General features: G+C 57.1%; 11 protein-coding genes and 3 pseudogenes. 1 reads left to right on the forward strand and 13 read right to left on the reverse strand.

What is annotated here, in order from left to right; genetic code table 11:
• Positions 1 to 356: 356 nt before the first annotated feature.
• The 9 genes and pseudogenes from MU558_RS20360 to MU558_RS20400 form a co-directional block, all read right to left on the reverse strand.
• Entirely contained in the window at positions 357 to 1,508 is a 1,152-nt protein-coding gene (locus MU558_RS20360) for an NAD(P)/FAD-dependent oxidoreductase (protein WP_246976654.1), read from the reverse strand.
• 229 nt (positions 1,509 to 1,737) lie between these two features.
• Positions 1,738 to 1,950: pseudogene (locus MU558_RS20365) on the reverse strand (2-amino-3,7-dideoxy-D-threo-hept-6-ulosonate synthase); the annotation flags it as partial.
• A 316-nt stretch (positions 1,951 to 2,266) separates the two neighbouring features.
• A pseudogene (locus MU558_RS20370) lies at positions 2,267 to 2,374 on the reverse strand (electron transfer flavoprotein subunit alpha/FixB family protein); the annotation flags it as partial.
• A gap of 44 nt (positions 2,375 to 2,418) precedes the next feature.
• Positions 2,419 to 3,876, reverse strand: a complete 1,458-nt coding sequence (gene tnpC, locus MU558_RS20375; RefSeq protein ID WP_246971934.1) for an IS66 family transposase — start codon at positions 3,874 to 3,876, stop codon at positions 2,419 to 2,421.
• 71 nt (positions 3,877 to 3,947) lie between these two features.
• Positions 3,948 to 4,805 (reverse strand): electron transfer flavoprotein subunit alpha/FixB family protein, encoded by an 858-nt coding sequence (locus MU558_RS20380; RefSeq protein ID WP_246976509.1) that lies wholly within the window; start codon positions 4,803 to 4,805, stop codon positions 3,948 to 3,950.
• Positions 4,802 to 5,596 (reverse strand): electron transfer flavoprotein subunit beta/FixA family protein, encoded by a 795-nt coding sequence (locus MU558_RS20385; RefSeq protein WP_246976511.1) that lies wholly within the window; start codon positions 5,594 to 5,596, stop codon positions 4,802 to 4,804. The genes MU558_RS20380 and MU558_RS20385 overlap by 4 nt, the downstream gene beginning before the upstream one ends.
• Positions 5,597 to 5,674: 78 nt before the next feature.
• A complete protein-coding gene (locus MU558_RS20390) occupies positions 5,675 to 6,847 on the reverse strand; it encodes an IS701 family transposase (RefSeq protein WP_246976514.1) in 1,173 nt (390 codons plus the stop codon).
• Between the two features lie 55 nt (positions 6,848 to 6,902).
• Positions 6,903 to 7,038: pseudogene (locus MU558_RS20395) on the reverse strand (integrase core domain-containing protein); the annotation flags it as partial.
• A gap of 337 nt (positions 7,039 to 7,375) precedes the next feature.
• On the reverse strand, positions 7,376 to 8,383 hold the full coding sequence (locus MU558_RS20400; protein WP_265781613.1) for a proline racemase family protein: 1,008 nt from the start codon (positions 8,381 to 8,383) through the stop codon (positions 7,376 to 7,378).
• A 747-nt stretch (positions 8,384 to 9,130) separates the two neighbouring features.
• Here MU558_RS20400 and MU558_RS20405 point away from each other — a divergent pair.
• Positions 9,131 to 9,964, forward strand: coding sequence for an IclR family transcriptional regulator (locus MU558_RS20405; RefSeq protein ID WP_246976520.1), 834 nt, complete (start codon positions 9,131 to 9,133; stop codon positions 9,962 to 9,964).
• Between the two features lie 443 nt (positions 9,965 to 10,407).
• Here the strand turns inward: MU558_RS20405 and MU558_RS20410 are convergent, their stop codons facing one another.
• The 4 genes from MU558_RS20410 to MU558_RS20425 form a co-directional block, all read right to left on the reverse strand.
• On the reverse strand, positions 10,408 to 11,607 hold the full coding sequence (locus MU558_RS20410; RefSeq protein WP_265781614.1) for an NAD(P)/FAD-dependent oxidoreductase: 1,200 nt from the start codon (positions 11,605 to 11,607) through the stop codon (positions 10,408 to 10,410).
• 237 nt (positions 11,608 to 11,844) lie between these two features.
• Positions 11,845 to 13,485: a thiamine pyrophosphate-binding protein gene (locus tag MU558_RS20415; RefSeq protein ID WP_246976526.1), complete on the reverse strand. Its 1,641-nt coding sequence runs from the start codon at positions 13,483 to 13,485 to the stop codon at positions 11,845 to 11,847.
• 147 nt (positions 13,486 to 13,632) lie between these two features.
• Positions 13,633 to 14,400, reverse strand: a complete 768-nt coding sequence (locus MU558_RS20420; RefSeq protein WP_246976529.1) for an IclR family transcriptional regulator — start codon at positions 14,398 to 14,400, stop codon at positions 13,633 to 13,635.
• Positions 14,401 to 14,811: 411 nt separating this feature from the next.
• Positions 14,812 to 15,696 carry an IS1595 family transposase gene (locus MU558_RS20425; protein WP_246976532.1) on the reverse strand — a complete coding sequence of 295 codons (885 nt, stop codon included), beginning with the start codon at positions 15,694 to 15,696 and terminating at the stop codon, positions 14,812 to 14,814.
• Between the last annotated feature and the right edge of the window lie 54 nt (positions 15,697 to 15,750).

Here is a 15,750-nt window from a genome sequence, read left to right on the forward strand (position 1 = left end):
GTTGTTGGTGAAAATATAGGGGTGTTTAGATTGTCGAACCGAAAATCGCAGCCTGAGGACTCGGCCGCGACGGTGACCTGCGAGTGAGGTGAATTTGTGTCAACGGTATGTAGACATGGGGCGAGTGAGCGAAGCCGATTCGGAGTTTCATCGTCGGCCAAGCGCCGTCAGAGAAGAGTCGCAGGGCTAGAATGTGCGATTTCAGAAAGTTATTGAGATCGAGTCTTCTCAAATTAGGACTCGTTAGGCGTATCACGCCGCAAACGCAGCCTATCGTGGAGTTAATCGATGATCTGAACAGCGCTCCCGTTCTGGATCACAGCGTCAACCGACAGCGACAGCCGTCGTCGACCGTATCATGCGACGTTGTGTTCCTCGATGGTCCTGCCGGTCTCGAAGCGCTCACTCGAGAGCGACGAGATATCGGCGAGAGAGGTCGCCCCGTCGAAGGCCAGTTCGGTCACCAGCTGTCCGGTCGCAGGTGCGTGCTGGAATCCGTGCCCCGAGAATCCGATCGCGTTAATGAATCCGGGGAGTGTTTCCTCGATGATCGGATGATGGTCGGGCGTGACTGCGTACAGACCGGCCCAGCCGCGTTTAACCTTCGTGTCGGGACCAAATGCGGATGTGACGTCGCTGGCGCGTTCCAGTACGGTCGCAGTCCAGTCGAGGTCTGTCGACGTCGAATAGGCATTTGGATTCTGGTCGGGATCCTCGACGTCGTCGAACTGACCACCGACGATCGCTGCTCCCTCTCGCTCGGGTCTAAAGTAGACTCCGGTATCCAGGTCGATCGTCAGTGGGTCGGTCTCCGGTAGTCGGGACTCTGGATCGGCGACGAGTATCTGCCGCCGTTTGGGAACGACGGGAAGGTCTGCGTCGGCGAGTTTGGCGATTTTCCCCGCCCAGGCACCGGCAGCGTTGACGACGAAGTCCGCGGATACACGCTCGTTGTCAGCCTCTACACCGACGACGGCACCATCTCGCTTGTAGATATCTGTCACGGGGGTACTCGTCCGAACGTCCACACCGATCTCCTGGGCCTTTTGGGCGAATCCCTGTAGTGCGAGGTGTGGGTCGGCGAACCCGTCGTTTTCGTGGTATGTCCCTGCAACGAACTCGTCGGCGTTTAGCTCGGCGTGGTAGTCTGTAAGGTTCGCTGAGTCGATCAATCTGCTGGAAACGCCCAGTTCATTTTGCATTTCGACGTTCTCTTCGAACAACTGTGCTGTCTTCGCCGATCGTGCGAGAAAGAGGTAGCCACTCCGGCGGTACTCGATGTCCACGTCGAACTCCTCCTCGAACCTGGTCCAGACGTCGATACTCTCTCTGGACAGTTCGACGTTGACCGGCGTCGAGAACTGGGCGCGGATTCCGCCCGCTGAACGATCCGTGCTCCCGTTGCCGATGTTCTTTTTTTCGAAGACCGTCACGTTGGCGCCGCGGCGTCTAAGGTAATAGGCACTCGCCAGTCCAACAATACCGCCACCAATGACTATGACGTCCATACTGCATTTGAGATAGCAACCCATATGATGTTTTCCCCTATAGTCACTAAAATTGGATGATCTGCGGGGTCCGTCGTAGCGGTGAGTATGTACGCTATGCTCGTTCCCGTAATCTCTCCACTGACGATGAGGACGTCTCTTCGGTCCTGGGTGGCAAGGATGAAGCTTTATTCGGAGTACAGAGGTCACGTCGCTTCAAGAACGCTCAGTCGTACCGACTCAGCACCTACCCGACGTAGTTCTTGTTATCGTGAACGCGTGGCGCAATGCCGCGCTGAGTCAGAACGCTGTCGGCGCCACCTCGAGTGATAGCGTCGATAGTCGACTCGATGTCTTTGAGGCCTTCGACTGCACCCATTGTAACGCCGTGATCCATCGGGACGATGAGGTATCGCCCGTGTGTGCCGATTCGTTCAAGACGTGCTGCTCTTCCCGAACACATGGTGTGAAAACACATCACATGGAGTGATGATGAGTATTGTGATCTTCCTATGCCGGTTGCAGCAACTACTGGCGCTTTACCTGATTCGACGGTGGCGTGCATGTCGCCGTGATTACTGTCGCTGTCGACGCTCTCGATAGCAGGCGCCCATAGAAAGTCGAGTGCCACCGTTCGGTCGTCCCTCGGAGCCGTTCAAACGGACATCATGTCTCAGGTGAAACGCTACGGGACAGAGGAGATCGAGCACAAAGCAGACAGTCTCGACCTGGTGGCCGATTCGTGATGGAGTCTCCTCCCGGAACCAACAGGTATCCGATTACTCGATTGCTTCGATGAGCGCAGGCACGACATCGAAGAGGTCGTCTACGATACCGTAGTCAGCGATGTCGAAAATTGGTGCGTTCGGGTCGGTATTAATTGCGATGTAGTTGGATAGCGTGACCAGGATTCACCGGCCAGTGATGCCTCTCATCCTAATCTGAGTTCTTGCCCACCGAGGATGGACTGGAGCTGTTCAGGCGGATCAAGTCCTCGTCGTTTCCACGTGGCTAACATGGTCGTAATCGTCTCGTGAATCTGGACCCCTTCGGCTGAGCGGAGGGTCCGGAACATCTTCCGCAGCACAACTTGCTCGCGCAGAGCGCGCTCTGCGCGATTATTCGTCGAATCGACGTCTGGCTCTGTAACGAACGTCAGCCAGTGCCCTAACCCGTTCCTGATCTTCTCGATCAGCTTCTTGACCTCCTGTGCCTCGTAGTCTTCCCTGATCAGGCCTTCCAGATGTAACGACGCCTCCGCCCGCTTTTGCTCGCGGGCGGAGGCGGACGGATCCTCCTCGTCGAACGCCGTTAAATCGTCATGGAGAGCGTGTAACTCCTCAGACAACCTCTCTGCTTCCTCGTACCGTTCAGCAACGTACTCCGCCTCCCGCAACAGATGTGCCCAGCACCGCTGGAGCTTCGTGTGATAGCTCGGATACGCTGACCAACCGTCACAGCTGAGCGTTGAGTCCTCGGCGAAGTCCTCGCCGAGGACGTCCTCTAACACCTGACTTCCACGACTCTCATCAACCCAGAACAGCACTTCTTCGTCAGTAACGAACGTCCACGCCCAGTGTTGCTCTCCGTCAACAGGAAATCCCGTTTCATCGCAGTAGACGACGTCACTTTCCTGAATACGGGCTTTGACATCGTCATACGCGGGTCGCAGCCGGTCTGCGACCCGCTTGGTCAGGTTGTAGATCGTCCGATGAGAGATGGGTGTATCGAGTTCCCAGTCAAACAGCTCCGCCTGTTTACGGTTTGGAAGTCGCTGATGGAACCTACCGAGGGCGGTTTGGGCCATGATATTTGGCCCAAACCGCCCGGTTTCCGGGCAGTCTGGATGTTCAGCAACGACTTCGTTTCCACAGGAACAGCGGTGTTTGCCGAGTTCGTACTCGACGACAGTGGTTGGAATAGGGAGAGGTATGTCGATAATCGTCCGTGAGATGTAGCTGTCCGGGTTAGAGAGGATTTGCTCACAGTCTGGGCAATATCCCTGATCGACTCGAATAGTCTCCTCTGGTTCCGGAGGCGGTCGAGTTGTTCCTTCGTGACCTTCGTCACGTCCTGGAGAGGAGCCGCTGGCGGCGTCAGCGTCGCCGCCAGCGTCGTCCCCTTGGTCTTCGTTCTCTTCCTCGTCGCTGTCATCGTTGCCAGGTGATCCAGCCACGCCACCCTGCTTACTGGGAGGTGTGTTTGGGTTTTCGTACCGCTTGAGGCGAGCCTCAAGTTGTTCGATCTGCTGTTGTTTTGCAGTGATCTGACGACGAAGAAGTCGGTTCTCAAGCTCTTTGACGACGAGTTGCTGGCGGAGATGCGTACTGTTCTCGGTGCGGATCGTGGAATCTATCGATTCCAGCGATCCGCTAACCCCCAGCGACACACTTGATTCACCATTGAGAGACCATTCATGAGACTGCTACGAAATCGGTCTGACGGCAAATCGCTATCCAACTACATTGCGATAATCGTATCTGAGCTTTTCATGCCAGCGACGTGCTGGACCGCACCCGAGATGCCGATCGCGAGGTAGATGTCCGGTGAGACCTGCTTTCCAGACTGGCCGACCTGACGACTCTGTGGAAGCCATCCGTTGTCGACGATCGGGCGCGATGAGGCAAGCGTCGCGTCCGCAACGTCGACGAGACGCTCGATAAGTTCGAGGTTCTCCTCTTCGTCGATACCACGGCCGATAGAGACGATGAACTCGGCGTCCGTGATATCGACGTCGTCGTCGGTCGCCTCTTCGAACCCGGCGACGTCGACGCCGATCGCGTCCGAATCCAGGGCGGTATCGACTGTCACCATCTCCGGATCGCCGTCGCCGGTCGCCGGTTCCCACTCGGTCGGCCGAATCGTTACCGCAGCGCGCTCATCGACCACCTCGAGCGTTGTCTCGACCTTCGAACCGTACATCTCCCGCGTCACTTCGAGCGAACCGTCGTAGTCGACGTCGATAGCGTCAGTCACGAGCGGCAACGAGAGGTCGTTTGCGACAGCCGGTGCGTAATCCAATCCGTTGGCTGTGTGTGGCATCAGTACGAACTGCGGGTCGACGTTCGTCTGGAGCTGACGAACGACCTGACAGTATACGCCATGGTTGAACTCGTCCGAGTGCGCCATGGTGTAGACCGTGTCGACGCCCTCACAGCTGAGTTCCGCGGCGCGGTCGTCGGCCCCGGCACCGATGACAGCTACGTGAAGGTCGCCACCGGTTTCGCTCACCAGTTCTCGACCGACCGTGACCAGTTCGTTGCTCACGTCACGGAGCTCACCCTGTCGATGCTCTGCGACAGCTAAAACGTCGCTCATCCCTCGATCACCCCCTTGTTGTGAAGCAGACCTACCAGATTCTCGGCAGTCTCGTCGGGGTCTCCTTCCAGGATTTCGGCGTCACTTTCTGACTCGGGCTCGTACATTGACGTGACCGTGATCGAACTTTCGAGAGCAGACTCGGCGACACCGAGATCGTCCAACCCCAGCACGTCGAGTGGCTTTTTCTGTGCCTGTCGGATTCCACGGAGACTTGCATACCGCGGCTCGTTGATCCCGGTCTGAATCGTGAGCACTGCGGGGATTTCGACGGCCGCAACTTCCTCGATACCGCCTTCCAGCTCACGATGGACCGAGGCGACGCCCTCTTCGCGGTCGAACTCGAGACTGTTCACGACAGCAGCCCACTCGTATTCGATCTCGTCAGCGAGCGTAACACCGGTTGCCGCCAGTGAATCGTCGCCGGCCTGGACCCCAGAGAGGACCAGATCCGGGTTTTCCCGTTCGACGACCCCAGCCAAGATTTCCGCTTTCGTCCCTGCATCCAGTAGTCCCTCGTCTGCGAGCCGGTCGTCCCAGACCCGAACGGCGCGGTCGACTTCCTTCGCGAGCGCCGTCCGAATCGTCTCCTCGGCGCGCTCAGGACCGATAGTTACGCAAACTACTTCGACATCGTCGTAGGCCTCGGAGATCTGGACTGCTGCCTCGATCGCGTAATCGTCCCACTCGTTCAGTTCGTACTGAAGGTCCTGTTCTGCAATATCGAGCCCGTCGATGCTGAACTCGTCGACCGGGACAGAGACTTCACTGACCGTAACAAGAATTTTCATCTTCCGTTTCTCACTCGGATACCATGTTATTTAAAAATTCTGGCCTCGTGGAACTGTCTAGTTTCTTGACTTCGCACGTTAGACGAACATGCCTTCGATCTGGTGCATTAGCTCGTCGGTACTTCGATTTGGGCTGTTAAGCGCCCAGGACAAGAGGTTTTCAACGCTTTCGCGGAAGGATCGTTTGATGTCGTTACGCAGCGAGGTTGCTCGTTCGAGGATCGTTCCAAGGGCGCTGTGTGCAGCACCGAGCTTGAGGAGGCTGTAGGCCAGCATCAGCAGGTGCCAGTGGCGACTGGCACCTGCGGCATGCCGAAGCTCGCAGTCTCCAAAACCAAGATCCTGCTTGGTGTCCCTGAAGAACGTCTCCACGCGCCATCGCATCGCGTACAACGCGATGAGATGGCTCGCTGGCGCATCGATTTTGTTCGAGACGATGTACTTCACGCTCAGTTCGTCATCCTCGTTGCTGGATTCTTTCTTCGTAATCAGGAGCTTCACCTCACCAAGACGGCTCACTTCGCGTTTTTGCGTCCAGATGTGGTAGGTTTCGCCGTCGATCGTACGTGGAACGGTGTCGATGCGCTCGGCCAGCGCATCGACTCGGATTCGTTCACCACCGTACAAGACGCGTGCGTCGCTTTTGACGGCTGAAACCCACTCTTTGCCGTAGGTTTCGAGATGAGTGACGAACTCCTGGGAACAGTAGCTCATGTCGAAGAGATAGGTGTCCGCCGGGACACCTATCTCAATGAGTTCATCGACGAGTTCGATAGCCAACTCAATCCGTCGCTGTGCGTCTTTTTCGTAGAGACGAAATCCGAGTGGATAGGTGGTTTTCTCGTCGGCGTAGAGTGCATACACCAGATTCTGGCCCCAGATATAGCCGCGAATCGTGTGGTCGTAGAATTTTCCGACGTTCGGGATTTTCTCGCCGGTTTTGTGCGTGAAGGTGTCGTCAATGATGACGACACCGTCACTGCTCCACTTCGTGTCGTTCGTCTGTTGGAGAAGCGCGAGACGTTCTCTGTTGAGCTGGTCTTCGTCCCAGTTGTACTCGGTGAGGAACTTGTTCAGGGCACGCTCACTTTTGGCCGGAAGAATGTGGTTCGAGATGCCTTGGACGGTCTTGTTGCTGGCCGCAACAAGACCTGTAATGTAGGTCTTGGCGTGGTGTTTCTGCCTTGTCGAGAAACACTCTAACTGGTCGATTGGCTCAGTGCATGACAGGAACGACGTAACAGGGAGCATCAGCGTTCAATGCTGGTTCTACGCGTTCTACCAGCATAAGGTGCGAAGTCAAGTAGTTTAGCACCTCTGCTGGTGTCTGTACGTTGAGTGACTGATGTGGTCGTTGCGTGTTGTAGTAGCGTACGAACTGTTCAAGCCATTTCTCTGACGATCGCCCGACTGCCCACCCAGGTGTTATAGAAGCGGTCGATCGTGACCGGCGAGGAGGCTCCCTTCGACGTCGAGTCCTTCACGTCTGACCGGTTCGACATCCGGACGCCAGACTGGGGCCAAGACGCACTCCCAACCTACTTCGAAGAAGAACTGTAGCACGACATACCGTAATTCAGTCGCGCTCCGGCAGTTGAGTGGTTCTGTCTGTTTTCGTCACCTGAATTTTACCCACTGGTCCACGACAGATAACACGTTCTCACGAACTAGCAGTCGGAAAACTGGCAGCAGATGAGGCTGCTCGGTGTAGCCCCTCCGTGATCGTCACGCCAGGAGAGTGACTCGGGACACTCGCGCTCTCGTATCCAGTGGCGTGTATCAGTTCTCGACGAGGTCGAAACTCGGCGTCGGGTCGACGGGATCGAGGACGAACGTGTGATCCGAAATGATGTACGCCGACCCTCTCACTAATGGGGTGGTTATTTCAACGCCGTTTCGCGTCTCGACGTCACGGATTTCTCCTTCGAACTGTGTGCCGATGATACTGTCGTGCAGAAACCGCTCTTCGACGTCGAGTTCGCCCCTACTGTACAACAACGTCATCTTCGCGCAGGTCCCTGTTCCACAGGGAGAACGATCGATCGACCCGTCCGCAAAGACGACGACGTTCCTGTGGGCGTCGTGGTTAGCGTCGTAGAACTCCGTCAGGTCGACACTCGTCTCTTCGCCAGTGGTCGGGTCGACGATCGTACACTGCTCGTTGATCGCTGACCGGACTGCGAGCCCGTGTTCGATAAACTGCTGGGTGTGGCCCGTTTCGACCGGCAGACCGAGCTGTTCGGTATCCACGAGCGCGAACACGTTACCTGCGTACACGATGTCCGCGTCGAGCTCCCTTCTCTCGCCCTGTACGTCTACGGTGACGGTGACCGTATCGATCACGTACGACGTGACGTTCTGGACCCCCACGCTCTTTACGTCACCCTCGTCAGTAATCTCGGGGTATGCGGTCACGATTCCAGCTGGTGTTTCGATTTTTACGACGGACTCGGGGGCGAGCTGGTTCGTCTCGATGAACGACGTAACGACGCCCATCGTCGCGTGACCGCACATGTCGAGATACCCCCCGCAGTCCATGAAGAACAACCCGAGGTCAGCCTCGTCAGCGGCCGGCGTCGTCGGCACTGCACCGAACATGTCGCCGTGACCGCGGGGTTCTTTCATCAGGAGTTCACGGAGTTCGTCGTGTTCCTCGACGAAAGCGTCCCGTTGCTCGGCTACCGTTCCGTCGACGAACTGACTCTCGTTGAGTCCGCCCGTGACGATTCGAGTTGGCATCCCTTCGGTATGCGTATCTAACGCTTGCAAATGGATCTCTGATTTCATCCGTTTCCCCTTTTCTCTCGCTCTGTTATAATTATTGGTACCTGTTTATTAGACAACAAAAGATAGAACAAACTCGCCAATGAAGAAGCGAGGAGCCTCGTCCGCATACCATAGCAGCCGAAACCGTCACGACCGTCTAGTGGTATCTACTGATTCTGACGGTGGACTATCGAGAATTGTCGAGCATCCGCCGCTGCTATCCCTGGTGCGTCTGAAAACAACCGAACACCGACGCCGTCGTGCCATCCCGAATACATGGAGGCCATCGAACCAGCTAGAATGGAGACGTTCGTTCGTCGATCGGCGTTCACTCATGCCGAATACCGTGTACTGTCGAAACTCAAGAAGTCCGTGACTGGTAGTATCACACATATGCTCTGGACAACACGAGTGTAATTTACACGTATTCAGCAGAGCTGAACGGCACTTAAAAGACAAACCGAGTCCGCGCCATATTCTGTTCTTGCTCGAACGAGAAGGGGGATGATATAACTAGTAACAGTTACGAGCGGGCACGGACACTGCTAATCGATCGGTACTGTCGGATCCAACCGAGCATCGGATCGAAATCGTCGAATTCGCTGGGGAGATGCGGCTTTGGCCGTCCCTGCAGCGGTTCTCTCCGCCCTACGTGTACTCTGGCTGGCCGTCGCTGACGGTACGTTGCACAGATAGAGAGGGGGCGAGGGGGAGATGTGTGTTCACCATCACCGAATGTTTATTCCTGTCGGGTTCGTCGCCATCGATATGGATGGATCAAACGGGAACCAGGTGAAGGCAACTCAGACGTCGTTGCGGATACTCGAGGAGGTCCAGAGTCGGAACGGCGTCGGGCTAGCCGAGCTCGCAGACGACATCGACTTGGCGAAAAGCACGATTCATAATCATCTCATGACCCTGTTGAACGCGGGGTACATCATCAAAGACGACGACGAGTATCGGGTCGGATTGAAGCTACTCCACCTCGGTGAACAGGCTCGGCATCGGAGCCCGCGGCACCTGCTGGCGAAACAGCATGTTAACACGTTAGCTAGCGAAATCAACGAGGAGGTAGATTTCACGATGGAGGAGTACGGCCGCATGATTTCGATCTATCACGCGGCAAAGGAGGGCAGGGAAACCAATCTCCAGAGTGGCAGTTATTTTTACATGCACAACAACGCCGCCGGAAAGGCGACGCTGGCACATCTCCCTCGCAGTCGGGTCGACGACATCGTCGATCAATGGGGACTGCCGGCCAACACTGAGCACACGATCACCAGCAGGGAGCGACTGAACGAAGAGCTCTCGAAAATACGAGAGCAGGGGTACGCGACCAACGACCAGGAGTTAATAGAGGGGTTCTGTGCCATCAGTATGATTGCCGAGATGCCGGAGGGAGGTATTTTCGGTGCGCTGAGTGTCGGCGGACCGATGTACCGGATAAACAGCGAGCAGCAGCTGATCGTCGATCGGCTCGAGCAGCAGATCGAAGCACTGGAAGCAGACCTCGTGGCTGAAAGCTATCCGAAAGAGAACTGGTGGCAGCCGTTCCGGCAGCTATCACCCGGCGAACTCTCGAGATCACACACCCGCGAATAGGGTGTGCGACACAGCTTACTTGTAGGCATCTTACTGGTAATTAGAAGTCGTCCACGGCGGCCGTTGCTGTCAGCCGTCCGAAAAGCGAGCGTATCGACGAGAGACGCTTGCTAACAGTGATTTCGGCGCCCAGCGTCCCCGACACGGGACTGTGCGTGAATGTTCGATCCGAGGGTCGACGCTGTCGACGAACCGAGAACGCTTTCCGTGATGTGCCGTCCGAGTAACTCGTGGAGCCAAGGGGCCACATCGTCGAACTCGAGAGTCACTTCAACGATCACTGCTGCTACGATCCCGCCGTGGACACGTCCTCTCGAAAGAGACCATATTGAGGACGCGATGGATCGCTGCGACGGCCTTCGTGACTAAAGAGACGACGAACATCCTGGACGAGAGCGTTGAGGCTTCCCTCTAACTGTCGTGGTCACAGCCAAGTTCCGCTTTCACGCGCTCTCTTCGGGGTTGCCATGTCCTTTCCCATCGCCCTTGAACCGATCCAACGAAAAGTACTGAGCATCGACGAGATCAGTGTGACCGTCCCGAACGAGATCGCTTACTATTCTCCCGACTGCGGGCCCGTGTTTGAACCCGTGGCCAGAGAACCCACAGCCAACGTAACAGCCGTCGGGGCCCACCTGGTCGATCACAAAATCGTAGTCCGGCGTGTTCGAGTAGATGCCACAGTACTGACCACGGAGTTTGGCGTCCTCGAGTTCGGGGCAGAAGTCGGCAAGTTCGTCGATAAGCCTGAGTTTCACTTCTTCGTCTGGCTTTTTGCGATAGGTATTCGGATCCGGATCGTTAGCCGAATGATGTGTCGCGATAAGAATGCCGTCGCCGAAGTCTTCTCGAACGTACCAGTCAGCGCCGGGTGGACTGGTCGTGGGCATTCCCTCTGGATACGTATCGAGGAACTCTTCCGGTGGTTCGAGAAGCAGGATTTGCTCGCGCGAGTGCGTGAGCGGTATGTCAACGTCGACGGTTTCCATGAGCTGGGCAGTCCACGGGCCGGCGGTCACGATCAGCGTGTCCGTCTCGACGGTTCCATGATCTGTCTGTATCTCGGTCACCTCTCCGTCGTCAACTCCGATATCGGCGACAGTAACGCCCGTTCGAACGATAGCACCTCGGTTCTGCGCCGCCCGAGAGAACCCTGCAGCAGCGTCTGCGGCATCGGAGTACGCCGCGGTCTCGTCGCTTACCCCAAAATCCGACTCGAGCGGTGAGAGCATCGGGTACTCCTCGACGAGTGCCTCCCGTTCGAGTCGGCTAACCGGGATGTCAAGCGAGGACAGCGTCTCGTACCCGTCCATGGCGTACTCGCCGGAGCTGTCGCCCTCGATTCCGAGCCTGAGCAGCGGGCTTGGTTCGTAGGCGACTGGTTCACCGGTCCGAGCTTCGAACTCGCGATAGAATTCGTGGCTCCACAGAGCCATCTTCGAGTAGATTTCGGTCGGCCCGTAGTGGTGACGGATGATCGCCGACGAGTCGCCTGTCGACCCGTTCGCTATCGAGTTCTTCTCGACCAACAGTACTGTGAGATCCGTTTTTTCGCTGAGGAAAAAGCAACTGCTCGTTCCCATTATTCCGCCACCGACGATAGCGACATCTACGGTATCGGGCAGTTCGTCATGTGCTAGCATGACGTAGTCTCGCTCATCATACTGTAAAAACGTTTCTCAACTTCGTTGACATTCGCGTTCGAGATCACGACGCGTGCTCGAGGTCGGGAATACACGATCATTCCACGGTGTGGGCTCCGGCAATCGCCTTCTAGTGGCCTCCAAGATCCGTAACATCGATTGGCCTTCCGGAGATACGAGGCGTAGACAGACACAGCGTCCAATCAGGCCGAGCTGTGCGTCGTCTGGTGGGAGTACTTATCCAGAGAAGAACTCTCCGGCCTGTGGCTCGGTCGGGTCTGTTCGGATCTCGAGAAGCGTTGGTTCGTCCGTTGCGAGTGCAGTATCGAGCGCCTCGCGAATCTCAGCGGGGGTGTCCGCCTGCTCGGCCGACATTCCCATTCCCTCGGCGATCGTGGCGAAGTCGATAGCTGCGTCCGGCCAGCCGTACTCTCCGGATTCGAGGTCGTACGTTCGCCCAGCCTCTTCGCTAATGATGGCGTAGTCGTTGTTGTTCAGTACGACGACCGTCAGCGGGAGTTCCTCCGCGACAGCCGTGTGGAGCTCGTGGACGCACATCATCAGCCCGCCGTCACCAGTCAGCGAAACAACTTGTGATTCGGGGTTGGCCAGCTGCGCACCGATGGCAGAGGGCAGTCCGGACCCCATCGTCGCCCACGATCCGGGATTGACATACTGTCGCGGCCCGTAGGCTTCGAAGACGTTGAGGCCCCAGACTCGAAACCCGCCAGCATCCACTGCCACGACGGCCTCTCGCGGGAGCGCCTCGCGGATCGCCCGCAACGCCCGGACAGACGTTATCGGTGGCTCGTCATCGAGGAGGGGGCCGATTCGGTCGCGGGTCGCCGTGCGGACCGTCACTGCCCTGTCGTCAGGGGCTGTGGCCGGCATCTCGATCGCTGTTAGCCGATCGTCGAGTGAGGCGAGCGTCGCCTTCGCGTCGGCGACGATACCCACGGTCGGGTTATAGCCGGTGCCAATGTCGTCGATACCCAGCGTTACGTGGACGGACTGTTCCGGCAGGTCGACTGTCCACCCGCGGGTGGCGTGAGCATCCAGATCGGACCCGACCACCAGGGCCGCATCTGCCTTCTCGAGGAGATCCAGCAGTTCCGGGCTCGCACTCCCGCTCAATACGCCGGCACTCAATCTATGGTCCTCCGGGAGGACGCCTTTCCCTTTGTAGGTCGTGACCACGGGAGCAGTGAGGCGCTCCGCGACGTCACGGAGTTCCGGGGTCGCGTTGGAGCTCCGCACGCCTCCACCAGCGACGATTACCGGGTTCGTCGCGCTCACGAGGAGGTCGGTAGCTTCTTCGATGGCCCCTGCCGGCGGTTCTTTCTCCCAGTCCGATGGGGCCTCGGCGGAAGCTGCTAACGGGACGTCCGCCGTAAGGTAGCTCTTCGGGATGCCGACTCGGACGGGCCCCTGTGGTGGGCGGCGAGCGATTCTGATCGCTCGGTCGACGGTTGCAGTGGCACCTTCAGGGTTCGCGACGAGGAAATTCTCCTTGACGACATTGTCGTAGGTATCGGGTGGCGTCTCGTGGATGGCGTCGCCGCCGCGGAACTCCGGATCAGTTTCGATGGCGAAGTGGAGCAACGGTGTACAGTCATTCAGAGCGTTTTTCAGACCGTTCATTGCGTTCATATCTCCGGGCCCCGGGACGACGACTGTCGCGGCCATCCGTCCGCTGGTCTCGGCGTATCCCCAGGCCTGGTGCGTAACTGCAGTCTCGTGACGTGCGACGACGAACTGGATTCCGTCTCGCTGCCCAATGGCTTCGTTCAGCGGGAGCGACTGTTTACCTGGGATACCGAACACGGTGTCGATGCCACGTTCCATCAAGCGATCAATGATTGCCTTACCAACGAGCATGAGACTACTGTCGTTCGGAGAAGCTTAAATAACTACGGTATAGACGCTCGCTACGGTCCGTTTGAGAGGATAGAACGGTTTGGGGAGCGTGAATGAAGCCGAGACCGAGCAGTCGGGGCTGGCACTGGTTCTCAGCGACTGAAGCAGTCAGGAGAGTTCCGCGTTCACCTCAATGATGTTGATCGTACGCAACAGTTCGTCGCGAAGTTCAGCCTCGATAGCTTCGTCGTCCATTCGTCGAACCGGCCCCGAAATACTGATTGCTCCGCGAACACCACCACTATCGTCACGTATCGGGGCCGCTAAACATCGGATCCCGCGAACACGTTCCTCGTTGTCGATAGCGTATCCTCGCTCTCGAATCGCTGCTAGTTCAGTATCGAGCTCCTCACGCGTCGTAATCGTGTTGTCGGTCTTTTTCGGAAGACCGTGCGTTTCGATGGCGGTATCGACCCGTTCCTCGGGAAAACATGCCAGCATTGCCTTCCCGGCCGCGATGCAGTGGAGATGTGCGTATTCGCCGACCTGGAGCGAAGACCGGATGGCCTTCTCCCCTGACGAACGCGCCACACAAACTGCTCGATTGTCTTCCAAGACGGTAAACTGCGCTCGTTCGCCGGTTGTCGACGAGAGATCGTCCAGCCGATCGCGAACGAGGTCGTAGATGCCGATACCGTCTTTGACCCGTTCAGCAAGGCGAAGATACCGGAGACTAAGCTTGTACTCGCCGTCGGATCGGGTTATGTACCCTCCTTCAACTAGCGTTGCGAGGTGTGTATGCACCGTCCCTTTCGAGACATCGAGGCGAGAGGCCAGTGTGGTAACCCCCATTGGCCCGTCTCGTTCGAGCAGCGTGATGATGTTACACGCCCGCTGTACCGATTGAATCGTCCTGGGTGTGTCGTCTGTTTTCATACTGCTAATAGCTGTGAGTGGATATTTAATCGTTCGGATCTATCAAACACTTCCTCGCCAGTACCGATCGCTCCCGAGGTTGATGCGACGAGAAGATTGCGAGAGCGGATCGATACTCCCGGAGGTATCAGAATACAAGGTGAAACCGAACAGCCGACAGCGTTCGTGTGACTCAAACGAGACACGCTCACTGTTCTATCGGTGGAGAACATCTGATCTCGGGATTCCGTACAGCCGACGGGGTACACGACGATACTCAAACAATGGTAGTGGCATCGGGACCGACTGCCGCGGAGAACTTCCAAATGGTCGGATGGCCTGGCCACGACAACCGCTCGAGAGACGTTGCATCACCGACGTCACGCAGTGTTCTGTTTTATGAAAACGCTCTTGTGTAGCACTTTGTTGATCTCACAGCGTAGCTTTGATAGCGTGTTTGAGGGCTTCTCTTCCTGGTTTCCGCAGTAGTTTTCGTCGAAGTTGGAAGGCTCGGAGATACTGTGTGAGTTTATCTTTTGAGATGCCTCGGTGAGGCGAGAGCCACGGTCGCAGCAGCGATCCGTGGCTCTCGCAGGTGTTGACGTGGACGTCTTCGTCAGCGTATTCGCCGTCGCCGTGGACGACGTATTCGCGGTCGAATGCGTCGTCCTCATTGAGTGGATCATAGGCACGAAATCCGTCGGTGTAGACGGTTAGTGGCTCCTCATCGCGGTTTGCGAGAAGGAGCCGAATCGTCGATTCATCAGCGGATTTCGCGGGAATCACGTACCGGTTGCCGGTGCCACGATCAACGATCGTGAACACCGGCGGTTTGTCCTGTTCGTACGATCCTCGTCCACGCGTGGACAGGCCACGCGAGCGCGACGGTCGGTCGCGCTCGCGGCCTTTCAGCCCTGCAGAGACGTAGACCTCGTCGATTTCGACCGGCCCGACGAGGTTAACTGAAGGCGCGTTGAGCGCCTTCGTGAAGCGCTCGACGCGCTGATGGATCGTTTTGTACTGAACGTCGATTTCTAGCTGCAGCTGGCGAAGACTCGTGTTAAACCGGAGAAACGCGTAAATCGAGAACAGCCACTTTCTAAGTGCGACCTTCGAATGGGCGAAGATCGTGCCGGTCTTGTCGTTGAACGTGCGGTCGCAATTCTTACAGAGATAGCGCTGAAAGTGCCCATAGCTGCCGTTCTTGACCGTTCGGTCAGAACGGCAGCGAGGGCAAGTAACACCGTTACGCCAGCGAACCTGCTGCAACAGGTCCGCTGCGACTGATTCCGACCCAAACACATCCAGCGGAATCATGCCTAACGGACACCGCTGACGCGGTGTCCTTGCTCTCTTCGATTCCACAGCGAC

The sequence above is a fragment of the Natribaculum luteum genome (genome assembly GCF_023008545.1).
GTDB classification, from domain to species: domain Archaea; phylum Halobacteriota; class Halobacteria; order Halobacteriales; family Natrialbaceae; genus Natribaculum; species Natribaculum luteum.